Annotated in this window: 19 protein-coding genes; 12 read left to right on the top strand and 7 right to left on the bottom strand. The window is 38.1% G+C overall.

What is annotated here, in order from left to right; genetic code table 11:
- The first annotated feature begins 484 nt into the window (after nucleotides 1-484).
- From CRO54_RS12210 to CRO54_RS12200, 3 genes are all read left to right on the top strand, one after another.
- Entirely contained in the window at nucleotides 485-2,254 is a 1,770-nt protein-coding gene (locus CRO54_RS12210; RefSeq protein WP_097132283.1) for a S8 family peptidase, read from the top strand.
- A gap of 121 nt (nucleotides 2,255-2,375) precedes the next feature.
- Entirely contained in the window at nucleotides 2,376-3,200 is an 825-nt protein-coding gene (locus CRO54_RS12205) for a hypothetical protein (RefSeq protein ID WP_097132282.1), read from the top strand.
- A gap of 26 nt (nucleotides 3,201-3,226) precedes the next feature.
- On the top strand, nucleotides 3,227-6,097 hold the full coding sequence (locus CRO54_RS12200; RefSeq protein ID WP_097132281.1) for an outer membrane beta-barrel protein: 2,871 nt from the start codon (nucleotides 3,227-3,229) through the stop codon (nucleotides 6,095-6,097).
- 585 nt (nucleotides 6,098-6,682) lie between these two features.
- On the opposite strand, the gene CRO54_RS12195 is transcribed toward CRO54_RS12200, so the two are convergent.
- Nucleotides 6,683-7,801: a M42 family metallopeptidase gene (locus tag CRO54_RS12195; RefSeq protein WP_097132280.1), complete on the bottom strand. Its 1,119-nt coding sequence runs from the start codon at nucleotides 7,799-7,801 to the stop codon at nucleotides 6,683-6,685.
- A gap of 115 nt (nucleotides 7,802-7,916) precedes the next feature.
- Between CRO54_RS12195 and CRO54_RS12190 the strand changes: the two genes are divergently transcribed.
- Entirely contained in the window at nucleotides 7,917-8,318 is a 402-nt protein-coding gene (locus CRO54_RS12190) for an SPFH domain-containing protein (protein ID WP_097132279.1), read from the top strand.
- On the opposite strand, the gene CRO54_RS12185 is transcribed toward CRO54_RS12190, so the two are convergent.
- From CRO54_RS12185 to CRO54_RS12170, 4 genes are all read right to left on the bottom strand, one after another.
- A complete protein-coding gene (locus CRO54_RS12185) occupies nucleotides 8,308-8,721 on the bottom strand; it encodes a GNAT family N-acetyltransferase (protein WP_097132278.1) in 414 nt (137 codons plus the stop codon). The two genes, CRO54_RS12190 and CRO54_RS12185, sit on opposite strands and share 11 nt — an antisense overlap.
- Nucleotides 8,722-9,885, bottom strand: a complete 1,164-nt coding sequence (locus tag CRO54_RS12180; RefSeq protein ID WP_240775092.1) for an MFS transporter — start codon at nucleotides 9,883-9,885, stop codon at nucleotides 8,722-8,724.
- 10 nt (nucleotides 9,886-9,895) lie between these two features.
- Entirely contained in the window at nucleotides 9,896-11,437 is a 1,542-nt protein-coding gene (locus CRO54_RS12175) for an acyl-CoA carboxylase subunit beta (protein ID WP_097132277.1), read from the bottom strand.
- Between the two features lie 223 nt (nucleotides 11,438-11,660).
- Complete coding sequence (locus CRO54_RS12170) at nucleotides 11,661-12,896, bottom strand: porin family protein (protein WP_097132276.1); 1,236 nt, start codon at nucleotides 12,894-12,896, stop codon at nucleotides 11,661-11,663.
- A gap of 215 nt (nucleotides 12,897-13,111) precedes the next feature.
- Between CRO54_RS12170 and CRO54_RS12165 the strand changes: the two genes are divergently transcribed.
- The 4 genes from CRO54_RS12165 to CRO54_RS12150 all read left to right on the top strand — a co-directional run bounded on the left by CRO54_RS12165 (nucleotide 13,112) and on the right by CRO54_RS12150 (nucleotide 16,653).
- Nucleotides 13,112-13,408, top strand: a complete 297-nt coding sequence (locus CRO54_RS12165; protein WP_240775091.1) for a hypothetical protein — start codon at nucleotides 13,112-13,114, stop codon at nucleotides 13,406-13,408.
- Nucleotides 13,409-13,486: 78 nt separating this feature from the next.
- Nucleotides 13,487-15,085, top strand: a complete 1,599-nt coding sequence (locus tag CRO54_RS12160; protein ID WP_097132274.1) for a SulP family inorganic anion transporter — start codon at nucleotides 13,487-13,489, stop codon at nucleotides 15,083-15,085.
- Between the two features lie 4 nt (nucleotides 15,086-15,089).
- On the top strand, nucleotides 15,090-15,725 hold the full coding sequence (locus CRO54_RS12155) for a carbonic anhydrase family protein (protein WP_097132273.1): 636 nt from the start codon (nucleotides 15,090-15,092) through the stop codon (nucleotides 15,723-15,725).
- 274 nt (nucleotides 15,726-15,999) lie between these two features.
- Entirely contained in the window at nucleotides 16,000-16,653 is a 654-nt protein-coding gene (locus tag CRO54_RS12150; protein WP_097132272.1) for a carbonic anhydrase, read from the top strand.
- Nucleotides 16,654-16,731: 78 nt separating this feature from the next.
- Here the strand turns inward: CRO54_RS12150 and CRO54_RS12145 are convergent, their stop codons facing one another.
- Nucleotides 16,732-18,141 carry an amino acid permease gene (locus CRO54_RS12145; RefSeq protein ID WP_097132271.1) on the bottom strand — a complete coding sequence of 470 codons (1,410 nt, stop codon included), beginning with the start codon at nucleotides 18,139-18,141 and terminating at the stop codon, nucleotides 16,732-16,734.
- Nucleotides 18,142-18,281: 140 nt separating this feature from the next.
- Complete coding sequence (pruA, locus tag CRO54_RS12140) at nucleotides 18,282-19,916, bottom strand: L-glutamate gamma-semialdehyde dehydrogenase (protein WP_097132270.1); 1,635 nt, start codon at nucleotides 19,914-19,916, stop codon at nucleotides 18,282-18,284.
- A 240-nt stretch (nucleotides 19,917-20,156) separates the two neighbouring features.
- Here pruA and CRO54_RS12135 point away from each other — a divergent pair, with 240 nt between their 5' ends.
- The 4 genes from CRO54_RS12135 (at nucleotide 20,157) to CRO54_RS12120 (ending at nucleotide 26,643) form a co-directional block, all read left to right on the top strand.
- A complete protein-coding gene (locus CRO54_RS12135; protein WP_097132269.1) occupies nucleotides 20,157-20,792 on the top strand; it encodes a TetR/AcrR family transcriptional regulator in 636 nt (211 codons plus the stop codon).
- Nucleotide 20,793: 1 nt separating this feature from the next.
- Nucleotides 20,794-22,173: a TolC family protein gene (locus CRO54_RS12130; protein WP_097132268.1), complete on the top strand. Its 1,380-nt coding sequence runs from the start codon at nucleotides 20,794-20,796 to the stop codon at nucleotides 22,171-22,173.
- 5 nt (nucleotides 22,174-22,178) lie between these two features.
- On the top strand, nucleotides 22,179-23,228 hold the full coding sequence (locus tag CRO54_RS12125; protein WP_097132267.1) for an efflux RND transporter periplasmic adaptor subunit: 1,050 nt from the start codon (nucleotides 22,179-22,181) through the stop codon (nucleotides 23,226-23,228).
- Between the two features lie 358 nt (nucleotides 23,229-23,586).
- Entirely contained in the window at nucleotides 23,587-26,643 is a 3,057-nt protein-coding gene (locus CRO54_RS12120) for an efflux RND transporter permease subunit (RefSeq protein WP_097132266.1), read from the top strand.
- The last annotated feature ends 191 nt before the right edge of the window (nucleotides 26,644-26,834 follow it).

Genomic DNA, 26,834 nt, shown 5'->3' with positions numbered 1-26,834 from the left:
CCGAGCCGATGGTACTGCGGTAACACGTGGGAGAGTAGGTCGGTGCCTAAACCTACAGCCCCCCTTCAGAAATGTCGGGGGGCTTTTTTTGTGGAACCGAAAATAGGGACATACCATCGTCTAGGTCTGTATGTGTGAAACACAAAAACACGATCCATCCATTCCCTGATGCGCTTGTTCCCTTATTTTTAAAAGGGTTTTGTCAAAATACTTTTAAAATCTAGAATTTCTTAGCATTTAATATGTTTTATCCATAATAGCTGATATAGTTGTTCCCTTGTTTTTCAAGAGTTGGCACATATTACGCTTCTATGAGCCATCCGAATACCGCCGCCACTTCGCATAAATGAAACTTATTTCTTGAAGAAGTCTCATTTATGCGAAGTGTTTCTCTGTTAATTTTTGTTAAAGTTTCCTATCAAGATTATCCATACTTTTTAAATGGTTATTTTTGTATCTTATGATATATAATCGAAAAGTTAAGATGAGCGTTTATAGAATTTTTATATCGTTTTTAATAGTATTAGCTAGCACAGGCATTAGTTATGCGCAAGATAAAAATGTAAAGCTACCTCCAAATTGGTTTAATTTAGATTTGCTATCTGATGGTTACTTTGGGATTAGTACTGAAAAAGCATACAAGGAGTTATTGAAGGATCAAAAACCAAAGCAAAAAATTGTTGTTGCCGTTATTGATGGTGGCACAGATATTAAACATGAGGATTTGAAGGATGTGTTGTGGACTAATAAAAAGGAAATCCCTGGAAATGGTATTGATGACGATGGAAACGGTTACATAGACGATGTTCATGGTTGGAATTTTATCGGTTCAAACAAGGGTAATCTGGCTCATGATAACTTAGAGCTGGTACGTATCAAAAGAAAATTGGAACCAAAATATCGTTCTGTGATTAGAACAACTGTTTTAGACAGTGCCGAGAAAGAAGAATATAACTTATACAGACGCGTAGTTTCTGACTTCGGCAAAAAGTATGATGAAGCTAGTTCGGTTTTCCCTATTTATATTGCTATTAAAAAGGTGATGGATTCTGTAGCATTCGTTAATCAAAAGAAAATTCCATCATTGGAAGATATGGAGAAGTACAAAGCTGATGACGAAATGCAAGAATACATTAAAAAGATTGTACGTAAAGGTTCCAAGGATGAAGGTAGTATCGAAAAGTTCTATGAATCAATTGAAAAAGGGCACAAGGAGCTTGACCAAATGCTAAAATACAATTTGAATGAAAATTATGATGAAAGAGCCGCTTTGGTAGGAGATGATTATTCAAATTCTAAAGAGCGTATTTACGGAAATAATGATGTAATGGGGCCAGATGCTGACCATGGTACTCACGTGTCGGGAATCATCGGAGCAAATAGAAATAACGAACTTGGTATTAAAGGTGTGGTGGATCATGTTAGCATCATGACAATAAGAGTAGTTCCGCAAGGAGATGAGAGAGACAAAGATGTAGCTAATGGTATCAGATATGCTGTAGAAAATGGAGCTAGGGTTGTAAACATGAGTTTCGGTAAAGGTTACAAATGGGATAAGAAAGTGGTGGATGAAGCCATCAAATATGCAGAAAGTAAGGGCGTACTATTAGTTCATGCGGCTGGTAACGATAATCAGAATAATGATATAACAGATAACTTTCCTACAAAGTATTACGATAGTCCAGAAGCAGATGCTTATGCTAAGAAAAATAAGAAGCCAGAGGTAAAACCTTTCGCTACTCCTATTCCGAATACGATGAATGGAGGACCAGGCGCTCCAAGAAGAGATGCGGTTGTTAAACCGCTACCTTTAGATGTAGAAAAATATCAACTACCTCATGCTAAAAATTGGTTAGAGGTTGGCGCTAGTGCCTACAAGGATGATGATAATTTGAAAGCATCGTTCTCCAACTACGGAAAATATAATGTAGATGTGTTTGCGCCAGGCTTTATGATTAATTCAACTGTACCTAATTCGAAATATGAGGAATTTGATGGTACAAGTATGGCAGCTCCGGTTGTTTCTGGATTGGCAGCATTGATTTTGAGTTACTATCCAGAATTAACAGCTGTTGACGTGAAAGATATTATCATGAAATCGGTAACTAAAGTAACAAGAAAAGTGAAGTACAAAAACGATAAAGACGAAACTGTACGTGCTAATTTTTCTGAACTATGTGTAAGCGGTGGAATTGTAAATGCTTATAACGCACTTAAGCTCGCTGAAACTTATAAACCTTCGACAGCGAAATAACTTGAATAATAAAAATTGAAATCCTCAGATGATAGCTGGGGATTTTTTTTGCGAAAAGGTTTTTAATCCTTTTTTGATTTTTATGGTCTATCCTTAACACACACAAATGTAAACCACAAAAATGACACTATTTTACGCTTTTTTATTGCTCTACTGCACAAGCCTAACTACTTATGCGCAAAAACTGCCTGATCTTCAAACGAACAGCGTATCAGCTCCTGCCACAACAAGAATTGATGGTAAAAACCTTGAATGGAATACTTTCTCGGCAGAAAATAAAAGGACTGGATTGCTTTACACCATCGCAAATGACGATAAAAATTTATATCTAGCCCTCAAGGCAACATCTAGTGAAGTTATCAATAAGATTTTTGCCGGTGGCATTTCTTTTAGTATCAATGCTAAAGGAAAAAAGCGAGAAGAAGATGCAAGTACTATTACTTACCCCTTAGTTGTTAGAAACAATGCAAACCGCGGTGCTGGTGGGCAAGGCGGTACAAGCAGGCAGCGAATGGGGCAAGGTAGAGCAGACCAAAGTCAAGAACAGAAAGATTCTACTGCATTTGAGCAACGAAAAGCTCAGTTGGCAGCTATAAAAGAAATCAAGGTTAAAGGCTTTAATATTACTGATTCTCTGATTTCTATTTATAACGAATACGGAATTAAAGCTGTCGCTAAAATGGATGAGCAAAAGGCTTATTTCTGTGAAATTGCAATTCCTTTAGCTGCTTTAGAAGTTGCGGTAAACGATAAGAAAGAAATCGCTTATCAAATTAAATTGAACGGACGACAAGGAGGTAATTTTACCCAGAGAATTAATTCAGGAGTTGGAGGTTTTGGCGGAGGAAACAACCGTGGTGGCTTTGGAGGCGGTAATAATAATGCAGCACAGCAAGATTTAATGGTTGCTACCGATTTTTGGGGCAAATACATTATTCAGAAATAATAGCTCACATTTAACACTATATCGAAATGAAGAAGCTATTACTCAGGCTAGTTCTGTTATCGCCATTCTTATGCTTAGCAACTAACCTTTATGCTCAAAATACACCTAGAGGGAAAAATGTACCTCCACCAATTTCTACTCGAGAGATTAGTGGAATTGTAAAAGATTCTACCGATTTGGGAGTGCCGGGGGTGACCATCCGATTAACTTCTGAAAGAGATACGCTAATTACCAGTACCAACCCAGACGGGATTTTCGTGTTTAAGAATGTAAAATTAGCTACTTATACCATGAGTTTTACCATGATGGGATATAAGCAGCAAATCAATAAATATAAGCAAAACGATGCCATTCCTAGAGTTGTGATGGATCCCGTTATTTTGCAACCGATGGCTAATACCTTAGATGAAGTAGTGATTAAGGGGGCTCCATCCATCACTTATAAAACAGATACGGTAGAATATAAAGCTAGTGATTATATTGTTAGAGAAAATGCCACGGTTGATGAATTGTTGAAGAAAATGGAAGGCATGGAGGTTACAAATGACGGAACATTAGTTCATCAGGGAAACAACGTAACCAAAGCCAAAATCAACGGAAAAACTTATGCTGGTGGAGACATTGCCACAGCCATTCAAAACTTGCCTGCCGAAATTGTAGATAAAATACAAATTGTAGACGATTATGGCGACCAAGCAGCTAGGACGGGAATCAAAGATGGGGACCCAGAGAAAATACTAAATATCGTAACCAGAACAGATAAATCGGTAGGTAATTCTGCAAATATTCAAGCTGGAGGAGGCAGTAACGAACGTTATGAAAGTTCTCTTTTCGGCACCAGATTAAATGGGAATCAAAATCTTTCAGTAAACCTACGACTAAATAACACAGTTAATGGTGTAGCTAATACAGGCACCACGGGAGGTGAAGCGATGGGAAATGGAGGCGGTGGTGGTGGTAGAGGTAACGGTGGTAATAATGGCGGTGGTGGAAGAGGAGGAAATGCAGGGGGCGGCTCAGGTAGTGGAAATTCTGCAAGTGGCAGCGGAGGAACAACTAATAGCGGTGGTTCAGCATTTTCTTACCGAGACCAAATCGGTTCTAAGGTTCGAATCAACACCAACTACCGATATAACTTTAGTAACGTAAACTCTTTGAACAGTAGTTTGTCCGAAATTTATTCTACCAATGGAACGATATTTTCTACCAATGAAAGTGAGCGGGATAATAAGACTAGAAATCATAATTTCAATTTCGAAGTAGAAGCCGATATAGATAGTAATAACTTTTTGAGGATTACTCCTGAAGTTACTTTCTCATCGACTAATAACAGCGGAATATCTAGCATTGGACAATCTGGTGACCTGATTACACAAAATCAATTAGGTAGTAATTTGAACAAAAACACCAGACCCAACATTGGTGCTACAGTTTTCTATCAACATATCTTCAGCAAGCCCAGACGCAATTTGTCTTTGCAGTTTAGCTTTAACAGTGCAAACCAAGAGTCGGAGCAAGAGCGTAATACCAAGTTTTATAAAGACGATATCAACGTGTTAGACTCATTGGTACATCGATTAATAGCAAGGCGAAATTTGACCTCTAACTATCGCGGCAGTTTTACATATGTGGAGCCATTGGCCATTAATAGTCAGTTGGAATTTAACGGACAAGTTAATTATAACGGTTACGATAACAGAGCAATTACGAGCGATATAGATGCCTTCGATAACAGAACAGTAGTAGATGCGTTGAGCAATATTTACGATTATTCATTTACGCAAGCTCGTATCGCTTTGAACTATCGTTACGGTTTGTCTAACACTTCCAAAGTGAGGTTCTCGGTGGGTTTAACCGGTGTGCCAGCAGTTTTAAGCGGCACTAAAGTAAGTTTGGGCACAACAACACATCGCAATAGCTTTAACCTTATTCCAATAGCAAGGTTTCAGTACCAGTTTTCTAAAACACATAGCATACAAGTTAACTATTCGGGAAATGCCCAAGAACCTACGTTCGACCAAATTCAACCTGTTAGCGATGTTTCCAATCCGCAAAATACCATCGTCGGAAATCCAGATTTGAAAGTTACTTTTAACCACACTGTTAATTTAAATTACAACAATTACATCGCTAACCATAAGCTAAACTATTCGGTAAATGCTAACGGAACATTAATCGATAACTCGGTAGTGAGTAATATGGTGCAGATTTTTAACAACAATAACGAGTTGTTGCGTAACGAAACTCGCTATGTGAACATGAACGGAGGTTATAGAGTTGGAGGTAATTATTCCATCAATAAACAGCTGAACAACAGAAAATATAACCTCGCTCTAAGTGGAAACGTAAATTATATTCATGGAGTTTCTATGAGTAATAATATCGAAAGCATTACCAATACTTGGAATATTACCGAACGTTTTGGTCCTCGTATCAATCCTAACGAATGGTTGGAAGTAAACCCGAATGTTTCCTATAATATCCAAAAATCTAACAATACCATTAGTCCAAACCGAGTTAATACACAAACTTGGGCATTAAATGTTGATGGACGTTTTTACATGTGGCAATCTTTGATTTTCGGTTATAGTGCAAGCAAAAACTTTGTGAGTGGTATCAACGCCAACATTACCAGCAACCCTTTGGTTATTAATGCTTATTTGCAAAAGGAATTCTTCAAACGTAGAGCATCAGTTACTTTCCAAGCTTTTGATATTTTGAAGCAGAACAATTTTGTAAATCTTAACGTAACCGATTTGATGAAAACTGAAACCCGTACCAATGCACTAAGCAGGTATTTCATGTTGCGAGTTAATGTTCGTTTGCAAAAATGGACTGGAGCTAGTGGAAGAAATGGTCGCCAGATGATGCGTAGGGGAGACGGTAGTTTTTATTAGTCCCAATCTGCTATTGCTACCAAAATGAAGCAAGACTTTTAAAATGCTAATTATTTGAAGCGCAATTACAGAAGCTTCAAACTCCCGATAGTCCTGCTTTCACTTCAAGTCCGCACTCGTTTTACTCGCTTGCGGGCTTTCCCGTTCAATCAGGTCTATTTGGCAAATTGAGGGGTGCTATCTTTGGTTTCCTAGCAATAGCCTAAGTAACTCAAACCCGATTGTAGCGTAAATACTTTTTGGTCGATTAACCTTTACTAAGCTGTCATGCTGAGTTTATCGAAGCATCTGCAAGCGATGAAAATCCTTCGACAGGATCAGGATGACAGAAGTACAAAAAGATTGCAGCGAAAAGCGGGACTATCCAAAAGTAGAAGTACAGATTTCGCTTTTCAAAATAATTAAAAAATGGTTGTGCTACGAATAGTTCAGCACTACATACATGGATTCAAAATCCATAGTTAGTTAAATCGGGATTACAAATCCCGACTAGCAGCCTTTCTAGCCTTGAAAAAGTACAGTTTTTAGGATAAGTGATTTGATATAAAAAAGGCCTGAATAATTTTCAGGCCTCTTATATTTTGATTAGATTTTAGAGAACTCTCTAAAATCCTGTCCGTCTTTAATGGCTAACAAGCTTTCGTAAATCAAGCTGATCACATTATCAACGTCTTCTTTGTGTACCATCTCTACCGTAGTGTGCATATAACGCAAAGGCAATGAAATTAATGCCGAAGGAACGCCTCCGTTTGAGTATGCAAAAGCATCCGTATCAGTTCCTGTAGAACGTGAAGATGCCTGACGTTGGAAAGGAATACCCGCTTTTTCTGCAGTTTTAATTAATAATTTATTCAAGTTGGTTTGTACTGCTGGTGCGTAAGAAACCACTGGTCCTTTACCTGCAGCTAAATCACCTTGCGTAATTTTGTTAATCATCGGCGTAGTGGTATCATGAGTTACATCTGTAACAATTGCTACGTTTGGTTTAATGCGATCCGCAATCATTTCTGCTCCACGTAAACCTATTTCTTCTTGTACTGAGTTCACAATGTATAAACCGAAAGGTAGTTTTTGCTTGTTTTCTTTCAATAAACGAGCTACCTCTGCAATCATAAAACCGCCAGCACGATTGTCTAAAGCACGACCAACATAGTAGCGGTCATTCAACACCATAAATTCATCTTCGTACGTAATTACACAACCTACATGAATACCTAAAGCTTCCACTTCTTCTTTAGTAGTGCAACCGCAGTCTAAGAAAATGTTTTTAAGCTCAGGTGCTTGTTCTTTTTCGCCATGACGAGTGTGGATTGCTGGCCAACCGAAAACTGCTTTTACAAAACCGTTTTCTGTGTGGATATTTACACGTTTTGAAGGTGCAATTTGATGGTCGGAACCACCATTACGGATAACGTAAATTAATCCATCGTTAGTGATGTAGTTCACATACCAAGAAATTTCATCGGCGTGAGCTTCAATAACAACCTTATATTCAGCTTTTGGATTGATAACTCCAACGGCAGTACCGTAGTTGTCAACAAAATGCTCATCTACGTAAGGTTTTAAGTATTCTAACCAAAGTTTTTGTCCTTCCCACTCGTAACCAGTAGGTGCTGCATTGTTAATATATTTCTCGAAAAACTGTAGTGATTTTTTGGTAACTACAGGCACATGCTTTTTATTTTCGTCTTTTTTCTTTGCCATAGTTTTTATTATGTATAGTGGTAAATGTACAATTTAAAGGCAATTAATGAAACCTGTTTCTTGATTTTTGACACGAAAATCATTATATTTCTAAAAACTGTAAAACTATATCATTATGAACGTAATCAAGATTTTCATTCCGACGGCGCTCTTTGTTTTAATTGTTATTGTGGCTTTAATGTGGGGCTTGCCTCGCTATAATGTTTGGCAACAAGAAATGGCCGGAAAAGCTGAAATGGCTAAAGCTGAACAAAATCGTAGAATTTTAGTAGAGGAAGCCAAGGCAAGGCTAGAAGCAGAAAAACTAAATGCCGCTGCAGAAATTGAGCGTGCTAAAGGTATGGCTGAGGCAATGAGAGTAGAAAATGGCACCTTGTCTGCCACTTACAACCAATATTTGTTTATCAGAACCTTGGAGAAATTGGCGGATAAAGGCAGCTTGCCACAAATTATTTATGTGCCGTCTGAAGGTTTAACTCCTGTAATGGATTTGAATAAAGCCTTACCTAAAAAGTAAGTTCCATTTTAATGTATGCTAATTGGTTTCGTTCGTAAGGTTCGCCTACAGTTTCGAAACCGATTTTTTTATAAAACCCGATAGCGCTTACTCGGGCGTTGCACCACAAGTTTTTAATGCCCTGCTCTCGGCAATAATCCACCAAATACTGTAAAAGCTGTAAGCCAAAACCTTTGCTTTGATCGTTAGGCAGCACTGCCATTTTTCTAAATTGAGCTGTGGTTCCATCAATAAATAAGGAAACTACACCAGTCAATTCATATTGATGGTAGAGTCCAAAATGCATGGCATCAAAATCGCCGGCCAATTCCATATCGGTAATTTCCTTTTCGGGATACATGGCTAACTGCCTGATACGCCAAGTAAGTGCGGGAAAAATTTGTTCTATCGGTGCATTATTCATTTAGGCCTTCCGATTATAAAATTGATAAATGCTCATATTTAAAATGATGATGGCCGTAACGCCGGCGCAAAACATTGTCCAGCCACCCAATGCCCATAACCATAAACCTAATGCAGAACCGCATGCAGCACCCACAAAACTTACCGACATGAAAATGGTGTTCAATCGGTTTCTAGCTTCGGGAACTAAAGTATAAATACGGGTTTGGTTGGTTACATGTATCGCTTGTTGACCAATATCTATCAAAATAATACCAATAACGAAAAGGAAAACATTTTGGCCGGTGAAATAAAACAAGCCAACGCTAATCAGTTCTAAGATAAAACCAATCATTAAGTTTTTACGAGGATTACTGCCGCCACTTAATTTACCGACCAATGGTGCCGCTAAAGCTCCTGCTGCACCTGCAATACCAAACAATCCAATTTGGTAAGTGCTAAATTGATATGGTGGATTAGCCAGATATAGCACCATGGTAGTCCAGAAACCCATGATAACGATAAAAGCAAAGAAGTTAATTAACGAAGCTTCCCTTAATGCGGGTTGCGTTTTAATGTAGCCAAACATCGAGCTCATCAATTCTTTGTAAGTTCCTTTAAATGTTGGCAGGTTTTTAGGAAAACGGATCGCCATTAAGAGAATGAGTAGTGTACATATTGCTGCTGCAATTAAAAACATCGCTCGCCAGCCTAATAAATCGCCGACGATTCCACTTACTGCTCTTGATGCCAAGATGCCAACTAACAAACCACTCATCACAATACCAATATTCGAACCTCTATTCTCATCACTACTTAGTGATGCAGTGAGAGGTAAAATCAATTGTGGCACAATGGAACAGGCGCCAATTAATACACTTGCTATCTCTAAAACGAGAAAGCTTTTCGCAAATCCTGCAATAATTAAAGCGATAATAGCCAGTGCCGTCGTAAATAGAATCTGTTTTTTCTTCTCGAACATATCGCCCAATGGCACCAAAAGAAATAAACCAATGGCGTAACCGGCTTGCGTTAAGAAAGTGATACTTCCAGCATCGCTTTCGTTCAAATTAAAATCTTTGGCAATGAGGATAACCAAAGGTTGACAATAGTAAATATTTGCTACGATAAGGCCTGTACAAAAGGCCATTAAAATTACGTCAGTTCGTTTTAAAATATGCTGCATTTTTAATTTCCTAAAGCGGAATATTGCCGTGTTTTTTTCTAGGCATTTTCACCACTTTGTTTTCAAGCATCTTAAATGCTTTGATTAATTTTTCTCTGGTTTTAGATGGCTCAATTACCTCATCTACAAAACCGCGTTCTGCTGCACGGTAAGGGTTGGCAAATATATCAGAATATAATTTCTCTTTTTCTAGCCACTTTTCTTCTGGGTTTTCAGCAGCGCTGATTTCCTTCTTGAAGATAATTTCAGCAGCTCCTTTAGCGCCCATCACGGCAATTTCTGCACTAGGCCAAGCATAGTTCATATCTGCACCAATGTGCTTAGAATTCATCACATCATAAGCACCACCGTAAGCTTTACGGGTAATTACCGTAATACGTGGAACAGTAGCTTCGCTAAAAGCGTACAGTAATTTTGCACCATTGGTGATGATGCCATTCCACTCTTGGTCGGTACCTGGCAAAAATCCAGGAACATCTTCAAACACCAACAAAGGGATATTAAAGCAATCGCAGAAACGTACAAAACGAGCCGCTTTAACAGAGGCATTGTTATCTAAAACTCCTGCTAAATAAGCCGGCTGATTGGCAACTACGCCAATGCTTCTTCCAGCTAACCTGGCAAAACCCACTACCATATTTTCTGCATAAGCGGCGTGTACTTCCAAAAAGCTTTCTTCATCCGCAACTTGTGCAATTACCTCACGGATGTCGTAAGGTTGGTTAGCATTTGAAGGTAGGATGTCATTTAATGCCGTTCGTTCTTCATCGCTTGGTTCGTAAGGAGTAAATGGAGCTGGGTCTTCACAGTTCTGTGGTACATAGCTCAAAATTTTCTTCAAATGGTTAATGGCTTCTATCTCATTGGCACAAGCAAAGTGTGTAACTCCAGATTTGGTAGCATGTGTACTTGCTCCACCTAATTCTTCAGAACTTACTTCTTCATGAGTTACGGTTTTTACCACGTTTGGTCCGGTTACGAACATATAAGAAGTATTTTCTACCATTAGAATGAAATCTGTAATGGCAGGAGAATACACAGCACCACCAGCACAAGGCCCCATAATTGCAGAAAGCTGAGGAATAACTCCAGAAGCCTGTACATTGCGATAGAAAATATCAGCATAGCCACCTAAAGAAACCACACCTTCTTGAATACGAGCACCTCCGCTATCATTTAAACCAATAATTGGCGCACCATTTTTCATAGCCATATCCATAATCTTGCAGATTTTTTCTGCATGAGTTTCAGAAAGTGAACCTCCAAAAACTGTAAAATCTTGAGAAAAAACGTAGGTCAGTCTACCATTTACGGTGCCGTAACCCGTAATCACACCGTCGCCCAAATACTTCTCATTCTCCATTCCGAAATCCGTACTACGATGGGTAACTAACATCCCAATTTCTTCAAAACTTCCTTCGTCTAATAAGAAATGAATACGTTCGCGAGCAGTAAGTTTACCTTTTTGATGTTGGCTGTCAATACGAGCTTGTCCACCACCTAAGTGTGCTTTTTGTATTTTGTCTTTTAAGATTTCGATTTTGTTGTTCATATGTTTTGGTTCACTTGGTTTAAAGGTTCATTAGTTCACTTGTTCATTGGGCTATTCCGAAAGTCCGAAAAATATGCCTAACAAGTTCGCAACAATAAAGCAATAAAGCAATCCGAACAATCGATTTAATTACAAGGTTTCGATAAGCTGAATCTGAAATGAGTAGCTTCTTGGCAATTTCCAGACAAAATCGTCATTCGTAAATCTAAAATCGTAACTCAAACTACCATCTATATTGCAGACGAGTTGTAAACACGTTGTCTTTGATGTCGCTTTGGTAATTTGGTAATGCTGTACCATCATTTTTTACGTGTTCATTGTAAATGGTTAGTTTTAAACGACCGTTTAAAGCGTAAGTAAAGCCGTAACCTAATGTGCTAAATTTAATATCTCCTGCAGTGGTATTATTGCCGGCCATTCCAATTTCAGCTTCATCTACATCGGTATTTGGATCATAAACATCATAGCCAACTATTGCGGTTAATTTGCTATTGGCAATTTGTTGTGTTAACCAAAAGAAATAGCCATTAAAGTTGCGGAGGTATAAATTACCTGTAGGTTGCGTTCCAAAACTTGTACTGGCTGCCAAACCAGAAGTTGTTGTTGTGGCTGCAACACCAGGTTGTTTACCTTCTATATATTCTGTTTTAAAGGTAGTTTCTCCGAAGCTATTTTTATAGCCAAGCTGAAGATTCGCACCATAGTAATCTCTTCTGAAATTATACCCTTCGTTGGCGGCATCAGTTGAGTTAGAGAAACCATTGTTTATAGGCTTAAATACTGTAGTTGTATTGTTTCTAACGGTTCCTTTGTAAATCGAAGCTCCGAAACCTAAATGTAGTTTTTTATTGGCCAAACTGTCAAAATTGAAGCTTAAATTGCCGATAATATCCTTGTTGGAATCGTAATCTCGGGCATTTAATCCGCTACCATTAACCACGGCAAGTTCTGCGGTAATAAAAGAGAAAGCTTTGTTTGGTTTATAAGAAATCATTGCCCCTAAGTCCCTTTCCCTTGGCATTAGCGTTTGGAAAACACGAGCTCTTTCTGGGAAATCTCTGTATCCAGATGAGTAGACAATAGAGTAGCCAAATGGTCTGTTAAATAAACCTGCTGTAAATTTCAAAGATTTGTTTTCAGGACTGTGGAATTGAATAAAAGCATCCATAATCCTTAATCCATCTTGCGTACCATCTAACTGAAAAACCACTGATGAGAATTTATCCACCCTATCTACTTTCAAACGACCACGTCTCAGCATAAAACGGCTACTGGAATGCTCGCTAAAATCTCCTCCAGACCAAGAATAAATACCTGGCGATTGAGCTACTTGAAACTGAGTTTGCAAATAACCAGTAATTTTAATATCGTGAGGATCATAAGATGAAGGCGCATTGTTGTTTTGCGCTTTCGCGATAATAGGTAAAAGAAAGAATACAAAAACCAAAAAATTCCTCATTGGGTTTACAAAATAGATTGAAATACTTATATTGAAATAAAAGTTTGAAAATGCCTAATAATTTCGAGATCACCGTAACATTATTCTTATATTACAAATATATTACGTAATATATTTTGATTTTAAATTAATTCGGGATTTCTTTGAAAGAATTAGAATTGCATTAGAAATTTATGAATCTAAGAAAATACAAGTTACTAATCATGGTCACATTTATGAGCATCTTTGTCTCAAAAATGATCATTTCTGGTGCGCCTGTATTTTTATCGCACTGCGATGATGAATTTATGGTTTCTGTAATTATGCAATTAGAAAATGAAAATACTTCGGAAGATAAAGGAAAATCGAGCGCTAAGTTTGTAGATTATAAATTGGTTCTCCCAAAATATGACCTTAACTACGTATATCTCGATCTAGATTGTGGTGTTCCTAATAGCTTTATTGAACACTCTCGACGTTACGTCGATCCACACCATCCTTCGGTTCCAACACCGCCTCCTAATTTCTCATAAGTTAATGTAATCATTAGCACCACATACTTTTGTGGAGCTAAACTCTTATAATAACCTTAGAAATTAATATAATTCTTTATGAAAAATTCAAATTCGGCTTCGATGGGAAGCGGAATCGGTAAATATTTGCAAAAAAGGAACTTAAAAGCCGATTTGCCAGCAAGTATCGTGGTGTTTTTAGTGGCATTGCCACTGTGTTTGGGTATTGCTTTGGCTTCGGGTGCTCCTCTATTTGCAGGTCTGCTTACTGGAATCATTGGCGGTGTGGTGGTAGCCTCTATCAGTGGTTCTCAGTTAAGTGTAAGTGGTCCGGCAGCGGGTTTAACCACTATTGTACTAGCTGCAATTACTAGTTTAGGTAGCTACCAAGCCTTTTTAATGGCTGTAGTTTTAGCCGGTGTTTTCCAACTGGTTTTAGGTTTAATCAAGGCTGGTACCATTGGCAACTATTTTCCTTCGAGTGTAATTGAAGGTATGTTGGCAGGTATTGGTATTTTATTAATCATGAAACAATTGCCACATGCTTTAGGTGTAGATAGCGACTTCTTCGGAGACGAAAGCTTCTTTCAAAAGGATGGCGAGAACACCTTTTCTGCTTTAGGAAATGCACTTCAGCATTTTAGTGTTGCTGCTATCGCTATTAGTTTAATTTCTGTACTTGTTTTAGTGCTTTGGCCTAAACTCAAGAAAATAAATGTTGTGCCAGCTCCTTTAGTGGTTGTTGCTATTGGTATTGTTGGTGCAATTGTATTTAACGGTTCTTCAAGTGCTTTAAGAGAAAATCAAATGGTAACTATTCCAGTGGTGAATAGTGCTGCAGAGTTTTTTGGTTTGTTTACCATGCCAGATTTTTCTATGATCTTTGATTCTAAAGTATTGGTTGTGGCCTTAACTATTGCAGTTGTTGCTAGTTTGGAGACATTGTTGAGCCTTGAAGCGGTAGATAAAATCGATCCGTTAAAAAGAGTATCGCCAACAAACAGAGAGCTAATTGCACAAGGTATAGGTAACGTTACCAGTGGTATGTTAGGTGGTTTACCTATGACAGCTGTAATTGTACGTAGTTCTGCTAACGTAAATGCTGGTGGCCGTACCAAAGTGTCGGCAATCACACACGGTTTACTTTTATTAGTATCGTTATTGTGTATTCCTTCTTTAATCAATATGATTCCGTTATCATGTTTAGCGGCAATTTTATTGGTAACTGGATACAAATTAGCAAGAATAGCTTTGTTTAAGCACATGTATCACAAAGGTTGGGATCAGTTTATTCCGTTTGTGGTTACTATTATAGGCGTTGTTGGTATCGATTTATTAAAAGGAGTTGGAATTGGTATGGCTGTATCTATTTTCTACTTGTTAAGAACCAATATGCGCAATCCCTTCTTTTACCGAGTACAAGAAGAAGGAAATAAAAAGAACATCAGAATCAAACTCGCCGAAGAAGTATCGTTCCTAAACAAAGCTTCGATTCAGGTGTTGTTGATGGATATTCCTAATGAAACTAATGTGGTTATTGATGGAAGTAATTCTAGATATATCGATCCAGATGTATTGGAAGCAATTCACAATTATAAGCATAATGCCTATACAAAAGGTATCATAGTTAGCTTAGAGAATATCAAAAAAAGTTACTCGGTTCCAAAAATTAACACAAAAATTATCAATCAAAATTAAAACAATGAAAGCACATACTTTAGAAACACAAGCTACAATTACTCCTGAAAGGGCATTTGAAATATTAAAAGAAGGTAATCAAAGATTTGTTCAAAATTTAAAAGCCAACAGAGATTTACTAGCGCAAGTGAATGATACTAGGGCGGGACAGTGGCCATTCGCTGTGATCTTAAGCTGTATTGATAGCCGTACTTCTGCAGAATTGATCTTTGACCAAGGATTAGGAGATATTTTTAGTGTAAGGATAGCTGGAAATTTTGCTAATAAAGATATTTTGGGTTCTATGGAATTTGGTTGTAACGTTGCAGGATCTAAATTGATCGTTGTCTTAGGTCACTCAAAATGTGGTGCTTTAAAAGGTGGACTAGATGCAGAAGCAATTCGAGGTATGGGAATGGATAATTTGACCCATTTAGTCGATCATTTTAATCCAATTATTGAGGGAGTTATTAATGAAGGCGAGGAACGTTCGTCTAAAAATGATGATTTGCTAGAAAGGTTGAACGTACAAAATGTTAAACAAACTATAGAAGATATCCGTAATCAAAGCACCACTTTAAACCAAATGGAAAAAGATGGTAAAATAAAAATAGTAGGTGCTAACTATAATGTAGAAACTGGTGTTGTAAGCTGGTTATAGTTTAATACCATATTAGATAATAATAGTTGTAGGTTTAGTAGTATATAAGTTGGAAAGGGTGCCTGCGTTTGGGCACCCTTTTTTTTGCAAAAATTGTTCATCGTTTAGTGCGTGGTAACGCTTAACGTAACAAGTTGGTCTTCGAGCTTGCACTATTATTTTCGAAGCATAAAACAGAAGTGTTAATGCTAATATCTTCAGTCTGATAAAAATATTTATCATTGTAATGTATACTGTTACTCAAAGATTACCGAACGAAATAAAATTTAATAATATGTCATCAAATCAAGATAAAATCACTTACGAAAGTTTATTAGAAGGAAACAAGATGTGGGTTGCTGAAACGTTAAAGGTAGATCCTACTTTTTTTGATGAGTTAGCGGCGGGTCAGACACCTCCAATTTTATGGATTGGATGCTCTGACAGTCGTGTACCAGCTAACCAAATTACCAATACCATGCCTGGTGATATTTTCGTACATCGTAATATTGCTAATGTAGTTACTCATACTGATATGAGTTTGTTAAGTGTGTTAGATTACTCGGTAAACGTGTTGAAAATTAAGCATATCATCGTTTGTGGTCATTACGGTTGTGGTGGTGTAAATGCTGCAATGGGAAATAAACAAGTAGGTTTAATTGATAACTGGTTAAGGAATATCAAGGATGTTTACCACGCAAATGAAAATGAAGTTAAATCTATTCAAGATCCACAGCAAAAATTCGATAGAATGGTAGAATTAAATGCTATCCAAGGAGCTAAGAATGTAATGAGTACATCAATTGTGCAAAATGCTTGGGCTAGCGGACAAGAATTAGGAGTTCATGCTTGGGTTTATAGTTTAAAAACAGGGTTGATTAAAGATTTAGAAACTAACGCTTCTAGCGTTGAAGATGTTCCTGAACTTTTTAAGATGGAAACAGAATAGTTTGTAGGTTTATGTATATAAGTTGAAAAGGGTGTCTGGGTTTGGACACCCTTTTTTATGTAAAGAAAAATAGCTTCTTTATTTGCTACGTTGCACTAAGTAATAACATCCGTATAAAAATAATAACCATATCGGAATTAGTTCGACTGACATTTTTAGCCCGGTAAGCCACATCACAATTAATATCCCCGCCAAGAATAACAAGCAGATGTAATTGCTAATAGGATATAAGAACGAAGGAAATTTCGTTTTTTCGAGCTGATGAGCTTTCCTGAATTTGATATGCGTGTAGCTAATCATTAACCAATTGATCACAAGAGAAGATACCACTAAGGACATCAATATACTTAGTGCTTGTTCTGGGATAAGCTTGTTGATAACGATACAAATGGCAGCAAATAATGCAGAAACTAAAATAGCCATCACTGGTACATAGTTTTTATTAAGTTTTGACAGGAATTTCGGAGCATTGCCTTGCTGGGCCAATCCGTAAAGCATACGACTGTTACTATAAACACTGCTGTTATACACAGAAAGGGCTGCAGTAAGTACAATAACATTCAGCACGTTGGCAATTAGCTTTGTGAAATTGATGGTATGCCCGAAAACGTCAAATTGAAAGCCATTTAGCCTTTCAAAAACCATTACAAATGGACTGCTGCCGTCGGTAATGTTTTTCCATGGAGATAAAGAAAATAAAATGATCAGTGCACCGACGTAAAAAATTAAAATCCTATATATTACTTGGTTGGTGGCTTTTGGTATGTTTCTCTCTGGATTTTCAGCTTCTGCAGCGGTAATACCTACAAGCTCTAATCCTCCAAAAGAGAACATAATGAGCGCCATCGCTGCTAAAAGCCCTTCATAGCCACCACTTCCATTGCCACTAAGCCAACCTTTTGGAAAGAAACCGCCGTCGTTCCAAAGGTTCTTAACAGTTGCTTGCTCTCCGCCAGTGCCGCTAAGTAGAAGGTAGCTTCCAAACAAAATCATCGCGATAATAGCCACTACCTTTACAATTGAAAACCAAAACTCTGCTTCGCCATAAACCTTTACTGAGGCGAGATTTAGCATGTTTATGATGACAAAAAAGAAAGCGCTAGAAGCCCAAAGGGGTATTTCGGGCCACCAAAACTGGACGTAGATACCGATAGCTGTCAGCTCAGACATGCTTACCAATATGTAAAGCATCCAGTAGTTCCAGCCAGATGCAAAACCAGGGAAAGGTCCCCAATATTTGTATGCAAAATGACTAAAACTGCCCGAAACAGGTTCTTGCACTACCATTTCGCCAAGCTGGCGCATAATGAAGAATGCAATGAAACCTGCAATAGCATAGCCTAAAATAACAGATGGTCCGGCTAAAACTGCCGCTGGACCAATGCCCAAAAATAGACCAGTACCTATTGCACCACCTAATGCAATTAACTGTATATGTCTGTTTTGTAAACCTCTTTTTAAATCGTTTTTGTTATCCGTATTTTCCAAAATAAATTACGTTTTGAAGATGTGATGTTTGAGTCGTTAAAATAGTCTTTTGAACAGCAAAGCCCCATATGTTGGGGCTTTCTGTTGCAATGCATTTAATAATTGGCAAATTAAATTTGCTGTTTATTGTAAAGCCGTGATTAGTCGTTTGCTAAAAACGGATAAGTATAATCTTTTGGTGGATCAAAAGTTTCTTTGATGGTACGTGGAGAAACCCAACGTAATAAGTTGATCATCGATCCAGCTTTATCATTTGTTCCACTACCTCTAGCGCCGCCAAATGGTTGTTGGCCAACTACTGCTCCAGTACATTTATCATTAATGTAAAAGTTTCCAGCGGCATTGCGTAAGCGAGTAGTAGCTTTATCAATGGCATAACGATCTTGAGCGATTACTGCTCCCGTTAAAGCGTAGATAGAAGTGCTATCAATGATTTCTAAAGTTTTGTCGAAATCTTTGTCGTCATAAACAAATACAGTTAACACTGGGCCAAAAAGCTCTTCGCACATCGTGGTGTATTTTGGATCATCTACTACTAAAACAGTAGGTTCAATGAAATAACCTTTGCTCTTATCGTAGTTTCCACCTGCAATAATTTCTACACCTTTGTCTTTTTTAGCTTGGTCGATGTATTTGGCTAGTTTATCAAAAGATCTCTCGTCAATTACCGCATTAATAAAATTACTGAAATCTTCAGTCGGCCCCATTTTTAACGTAGCCAAATCTCTCAATAGCAATTCTTTGATATCAGCCCATTTGCTTTTTGCAACGTAAACTCTAGAAGCTGCTGAACATTTTTGACCTTGATACTCAAAAGCTCCTCTTAAAATTGCTGTGCTCGATACTTGTGCATCGGCAGAACCATGAACTAAGATGAAATCTTTACCGCCTGTTTCGCCAACAATACGAGGGTAGGTTTTGTATTTGAAGATATTTGTACCAATTGTTTTCCAGATTTCTTGGAATACCGCTGTTGATCCCGTAAAGTGGATACCTGCAAAATCAGGGTGAGAAAAGATCACATCACCGATATCTGGTCCATGACCGTAAATAAGGTTGATTACACCATCAGGCAAGCCCGCCTCTTTAAAGATCTGCATAATCAAGTTTGCAGCATAAATTTGTGTATCTGCTGGTTTCCAAACAACAACGTTACCCATCATGGCCACACAAGAAGGTAAGTTACCTGCAATAGCTGTAAAGTTGAAGGGAGTTAAGGCAAATACAAAACCTTCCAATGGACGTTGCTCTACTCTATTCCAATTTCCACGAGGAGAAACTGGCGGTTGTTGCTTGTAGATTTCAGTCATGTAACTTACATTGAAGCGCAAGAAATCTATAAATTCACAAGCTGCATCAATTTCTGCCTGAAAAGCATTTTTACTTTGACCAAGCATGGTCGCTGCGTTCAATTTATATCTGTATGGCCCAGCAATTAAATCTGCGGCCTTCAAAAAGATAGCGGCTCTTTGTTCCCAAGCTAAGTTTTCCCAATCAGTTTTTGCTGCTAACGCTGCATCAATTGCTTGCTGTACATGTGATTTTGTACCCTTGCTGTAGGTAGCTAAAAGGTGTTGATGGTCATGTGGAGGAGTGATTTTTCCTTTGTCATCGGTGAAAACCTCTTTATTTCCAATGTACATTGGGATGTCAATTACTTTTGACCTCCCTTCGGCTAAGGCCGCTTTTAGTAGTTCTCTTTCCTTGCTTCCTGGTGCATACCCCAAAATGGGCTCGTTAATAGGAGCTGGAACATTAAAAAATCCTTTAAGCATATAATAAGTAGTTAATGCAACAAATATAAGGCTTTTAAATTTGATGACTATTGTAAAGGTCGTAGTTGTCAGATTTCGTTGCTCAATAGATTTTTTACGAGAAAAATTTTTATTAAAAAGATGCGGATACAGTTTTTAAATCGACTTTTTAAGAATTGATAACAAGTTTCAATTTTATTTATTAGCAAAAATATTTTTTTAATTAACGGTGTTAATTATATTTGCATCATTCAATACGATATGGGAAGAAAAGAAAAAGATCAACAACAGATTGAAGATGTGAGATTGAGGATTTTAGAAGCGGCTAAAAAGCTTTTCCTAAAAGAGGGATATGAAGCTACATCAATTAGAAAGATTGCTGCCGAAATAAAGCTTAGTCCTACAACGATCTACCTTTACTATAAAGATAAAAGCGATATTGCTTATACACTTCACAAAGAAGGGTTTAAGGTATTAGGTGAGCAGTTTATGGTATTACAGCATGTAGAAAGTGGCTTCGAAAGACTAAAAGCTATGGGTAGAATTTATATAAATTTTGCTATTCAAAATACTGATTTTTACCAGCTTATGTTTATTATGAAAGAGCCTATGGAGTTTATATCTGATAAAGATTGCTGCGAATGGGAGGAAGGGGAGTTTGCTTTTGGTGCTTTACAACAAACTGTTTTGGATTGCAAAGCTGAAGGTTATTTTAACGGCTTGAATGAAAATAATGTAGCCTTAAATATTTGGGCTTTAGTACATGGTTTGTGCAGTTTGAAATTGCAAGGTCACTTAGACCATGTGGCAAGTGCACACCTTCACGTACCAGAAGATAGAAACATTTTGGAGGAAGCTTTTGAGACCTTGGTACTGATGTTAGATAAAATGAAATGATATGTTAACACTGTTAATTATTAAAAATAGATTTTACTTTGTTCTGCTGTTCACGCTGCTTAGTTTTTCTGTTGCAAATGCGCAAGATGTGCTAAAAGCTTATGTAGATACTGCCTTTAAAAACAATATCGTTTTACAACAAAAAAATGTATCGTTAGAGAAAGCGCAATATGCTTTGAAATCTGCAAAAGGATTGTTTCTTCCTAATGTGGCATTTCAGGGAGCTTATCAAACGGCAGATGGTGGTCGTAATATTCCTTTGCCATTGGGCGATTTGATGAACCCAGTTTACAATACACTGAATCAAATCACGGGCAGCAGTAATTTTCCGATGCTAGAAAATCAGACTATTAATTTTTTGCCTAAAAACTTTCACGACGCGAAATTGCGTACTACGGTTCCAATTATCAATACGGATATCATTTATAACAAACGTATTGCGGAGCAACAATTGGTGTTGAAAGAATTTGAGGTTCAGATTTACAAACGTGATTTGGTAAAGGAAATCAAAACTGCTTACTATAACTATTTAAGTGCGCTTGCGGCAGTAGATGTTTATAAGTCTGGTTTGCAATTAGCTAGGGAAGGTCTTCGCGTAAACGAGAAACTTTTGGAGAACGGAAAGGGTTTGCCTGCTTATGTACTGCGCTCGCAAAGTGAAGTGGAAAGTGTGAATGCGACCTTGTTGGATGCGGAACAAAAAGTGAACAACGCTCGTCTGTACTTTAATTTTCTATTGAATAGAGATGCCAATGAAGCAATTATTGTGGAAGCTGCTAACGACAAATCAGAATTGGCAAAAGTGGAAGGTTTACTGGCTGGTTTAAATATCGCTAACCAAAGGGAAGAACTGAAAGCGCTGGGACAAGTGGAAGGCATCAGTAAAAACGTTCAAAAGATGAACGGGCAATTTGCAGTTCCAAAACTCGGAGCATTTTTAGATGTAGGTACACAATCCGAAGGTTTTCATTTTAATTCGAATACCAGATATTATATGGTCGGCTTGCAATTGGACATCCCAATTTTCTCTGGAAACAGAAACAGCAACAAGCAAAAAGAAAGTAGCCTCGATTTGAGAAATGCACAATTGAATTCGAACTTGGTCGCTCAACAATTGGGCTTGTCTGCCAAAGTTTCGCAAAACAACCTACGTTCGGCATATCAAACTTACCAATCGTCGCAAAAACAGTTTGAAGCGGCTGCTACCTATTTAAGGCTAATCGATAGAGGTTATTTGGCAGGTGCAAATTCGTTTGTAGAAACCATCGATGCTAGAAACCAATATACATCGAGCAAAATTTTAGTAAATATTAACCTTTATAAGGTGCTTACTGCCATGGCCAATATGGAACGTGAAACTGCATCTTATGTAATCAATTGATAACCATGAAAACGAAAATTATACCTATTGCATTTGGTTCGGTTTTCTTGTTGTTGCTTGCCTGTAAAGGTGGAAGCCAGCGAGAGAAAGCGATTATTCAGCAAGACACCATTCCTGTTAAGGTGGTATCATTAGTGGAGGAAGATACCGATGCGGAAATTATCACCTCTGGATATTTTACTACCAATGATGAAACCATTCTTTCGTTTAAAAACGGCGGTGTAATCAATCGGATTTATGTAAAAGAGGGAGACCGAGTTACTAAGGGACAGTTATTGGCTTCTGTAAATCCAACAGAGATTGGTTCTCAGGTAGAGCAAGTTCAGCTTTCTGTGCAAAAGGCGCAACGCGATTACGACCGAGCCAACAAGTTGTTTAAAGATAGCGTGGCTACTTTGGAGCAATTACAAAATGCTAAAACAGCCTTGGATGTCGCTAAACAGCAAATTCAATCTGCAAAATTTAATGAAGGTTATACGGCAATTAGAGCAACCAGAAATGGCTACGTGCTTAAGAAACTTGCTAATGATGGACAAATTGTTGGACCAGGTACTCCTGTGCTACAAATTAATGGCGCAAGTGAAGGTAACTGGATTTTGAAAGTCGGCTTAAGCGATAAACAGTGGTCGGCTTTGAAAGTTGGCGACAGAGCAACTATTAGTTCTGAAGCGTTATCGGGGCAAGTTTTGCAAGCGAAAGTGAGTAGGAAATCAGAAAGTATTGATGCGCAAAGCGGGACTTTTGGAGTAGAGCTGGCTTTAGTAAATCAAGTTAAAGGTTTGGCTGCTGGATTGTTCGGCAAGGCAAGTATCTATCCTTCGAAAAAACAGAATTCATTCACTATTCCCTATGATGCGCTTTTGGATGGCGGTGAAAATGAAGGGTATGTTTTTATAACCAATGACAACCAAACCGTGAAAAAAGTGAAAGTACAATTGGGAGCGATACAGAAAGATAAAATCGCAGTAACTGGCGGCTTGGAAAATGCTAGCTCGGTAATTATTTCAGGAAGCGCTTACCTAACCGATGGTTCGAAAATTAAGGTGGTTAAGTAAGCCCTCCGAAGTATCTGAGCGGGCCCTCTCTGCCTTCGGCATCTCTCCCCTGAGGGTAGAAAAAAGCGTTGAACAAAGTGCGGTGGTAAACGAATCAGTATAGATATGCAAAATGCTTAGGCGTCATGTGTCCCCCTTTGGAGGGGGTAGGGGGAGGATTTTTAAGAACGGGACTTGAAGTGCTTTATACAGGCTTAAGTTAAATAAACCTGATGGCAGCGGAAATTTTTTTGTGTGATGCTTCGACAAGTTTAGCATGACAATCGCAAAAAGATTATAGCGAACAGCAGGGCTAAAGGCAACGATGAAAGTAGAACGTTGCTTTTCAAAAAATAGATAAAATTCGAAAAGAATCGGAATGAAAATATCAGATTATGCAGTAAAAAATTATCAGTTTACCTTAATTATGGTACTGATGGTGATGGCTTTAGGAATCACCACTGTTTTAAATATGCCGAGGGCAGAAGACCCAGATATGAACCCTCCAAACTTTCCTGTGGTAGTGGTTTATCCTGGTGCAAGCCCAAAAGATATGGAAGAACTAGTGGTAAAACCGCTAGAGAAACGTATTTATGGCTTAGATGATATCAAAACTATTAAAACAACGATTAGAGATGGTTTGGCTGTTGCTGTAGTTGAATTTAGGTACGGCGTAAATGTAGATGATAAATATCAGGAGTTGGTGCGTGAAATTAATAGCGAGCGACCAAACTTGCCACAAGATATTTATGCGATGGAAGTGCAAAAAATATCTCCTACAGATGTGAATATTCTACAAGTAGCGTTGGTTTCTGAAAATGCTTCGAGAGATAAACTGAAAAGTACTGCCGAAGAATTACAAGATCGTTTGGAGAAAATTTCGTCCTTAAAAAATGTAGAAATAGTTGGCTTGCCCGACCAGTTGGTAAAGGTTGATTTGGATTTGGAGAAACTGGCTTTGTTGCGTATTCCGGTTACTCAAATTGCCAATGCGATACAGAGTGAGGTGGCTAATATTCCAGGGGGAAGTATTGATGCAGGAACTAAATCTTTCAATGTTAAAACTAGCGGAAACTATCAAAGTATAGATGAAATTAGAAACACCATTGTAGCCAGTGGCGGCGGTAAAAATACTACGCTTAAAGATGTAGCCAATGTGTACTTCGATTATTCGCAAGACAAGCATATCACTCGATTAAATGGGTTTAGAACGGTATTTGTAGTGGCTGCCCAAAAAGTTGGCGGTAACATTACCCAAACACAAGAAGCTTATTTGCCAGTATTGGACGCTTTCAAGAAAACTTTGCCGAGCAATATAGACCAGCAGGTGATGTTTGACCAAGCAGATAATGTGAATAATCGTTTAGGAGGCTTGGGTGTAGATTTTGGAATTGCGATTTGCTTGGTGCTAATTACTTTGCTGCCTTTGGGTACTCGAGCTTCGTTGGTGGTAATGGTTTCTATTCCATTGTCGCTTGCTATTGGTATCATTTTGATTAACCTTTTAGGCTTCAGTTTAAATCAGCTGAGTATTGTGGGCTTGGTGGTTTCGTTGGGTTTACTGGTGGACGACAGTATTGTGGTGGTAGAAAACATAGAGCGATGGATGCGTGATGGGCATAATCGCCTGACCGCAACATTAATGGCTACTAAACAAATTGGTTTGGCGGTAATGGGCTGTACAGCAGCTTTGGTGATTGCTTTTATGCCACTGATGTTCATGCCCGAAGCTTCGGGAGAGTTCATTAGAAGTTTGCCGGTAGCGGTAATTTGTTCGGTAATTGCTTCTATGGTGGTGGCGCTAACGGTAGTTCCGTTTTTGTCGAGCAAGATTTTAAAACCACATGCAGATGTAAATGGAAACATCTTTTTAAGAACCTTACAGAAAATTATTCACGGGTCTTATGCGAAGTTGTTGGATAAAGCATTGCACAAACCTTATTTAACCATTTTAATTGGGGTAGCGGTTTTTGCAGGTTCCTTGGCCTTAATTCCAGTAATTGGTTTTAGTTTGTTCCCGTCTTCAGAGAAACCACAATTTATCATCACGGTTTCTACTCCTTTGCAATCTAATTTAAAATACACTGATTCTATTGCCAAGCAGATTGAGAAAGAAATCAAGGAAATTCCAGAGGTGAAATATTTTGCTTCGAATGTAGGTAAGGGAAATCCTCGTATCTACTATAATTTGCTGCAAACTAACGAGCGTAGCGATTTTGCTGAGATTTTTGTGCTGTTGCACCCCGATGTGAGGGCAGATAAAAAAGTAGAGCTGATTGAAAAACTGAGAGCGAAATGGTCGCCGTATTTAGGTGCTAAAGTAGAGGTAAAAGATTTTGAACAAGGCCAACCGATTATTTCTCCGGTAGAAGTTCGTGTTTTTGGAGAGAATTTGGATAGCTTGAGAAGAATAGCTGGACAGGTAGAAAACTTACTGCTAAAAACAGAAGGGACGATCTATACCAACAATCCGCTCAAGAATCTGAAATCTGATATCAAGGTAGAAATTAACAAAGAAAAAGCTTTGGCATTAGGTGTGCCAATGGTAAATATTGACCGTACGGTGCGAATGGCAGTGGCAGGTTTTGAAGTAGGTAAATTCCTTAATCCAAAATCTAGTGGCGATGATTATAATATCTTGCTAACCACTAAATATTCTTCAAACCCGAGCTTAAATGTTTTCGATAACCTGTACGTAAACAATGTGCAGGGAACTTCAATTCCATTATCGCAGTTGGCTAGTTTAAAGCTCGAAACTTCAGCTTTGAGCATTAATCACCAAAATAAGGTGCGTACCATTTCTGTAAACTCATTTGTACAAAAAGGTTACTTAAATGATAAGGTAATTAAGGATGTAGAAGCGCAGATGGCTAAAATGAAATTACCTGATGGTTATCATTTCGAAATGGGTGGAGAGGTGGAAAGTCGTAACCAGTCGTTTGGCGGATTTGGCAGTATTATTTTGGTAACGCTGTTTATGTTCATCGCGGTGTTGGTGTTGGAATTTAAAACTTTCAAAAGCACTTTGATTGTACTTTCGGTAATTCCATTGGGGATTGTTGGTGCGGTGTTGGCTTTGATGGTTACTGGAAATTCACTTTCATTTGTAGCCACCATCGGGATTGTAGCATTGGCAGGTATCGAAGTTAAAAATACCATCCTATTAGTTGATTTTACCAACCAATTGAGGGCAGAAGGGAAAGAGTTGAATGCCGCAATTGAAGAAGCGGGAGAAGTACGTTTCTTGCCAATTATCCTTACTTCTTTAACTGCAATTGGAGGTTTATTGCCAATAGCAATGTCGAGCAATCCTTTAATTTCGCCTTTGGCCATTGTAATGATTGGCGGATTGATTAGCTCGACTTTGCTATCGAGAATTATTACACCGGTAGTTTACAAATTGATGCCACCTAAGATTGCGAAGGCAGAAGATTAAAAATATGATAAGAACGGCAGGGATGCTGTTCTATGAAACCAACAAAGCCTTTGACTTATAAGTTCAAAGGCTTTGTTGGCTATGTGGTTGTTGAGGAAGCTATATAGCTCGATATTGCAAATGTAGAACAGCAGGTTGTTAAGTTGCCGTAGCAGACCCTGCAAGCTGATGCTGAAATAAATTCAACATGA

Source organism: Pedobacter xixiisoli (assembly GCF_900215335.1).
Lineage (GTDB): Bacteria > Bacteroidota > Bacteroidia > Sphingobacteriales > Sphingobacteriaceae > Pedobacter > Pedobacter xixiisoli.
The sequence above is the reverse complement of the archived record's forward strand: the minus strand, read 5'-3'. Positions and strand labels throughout refer to the sequence as shown.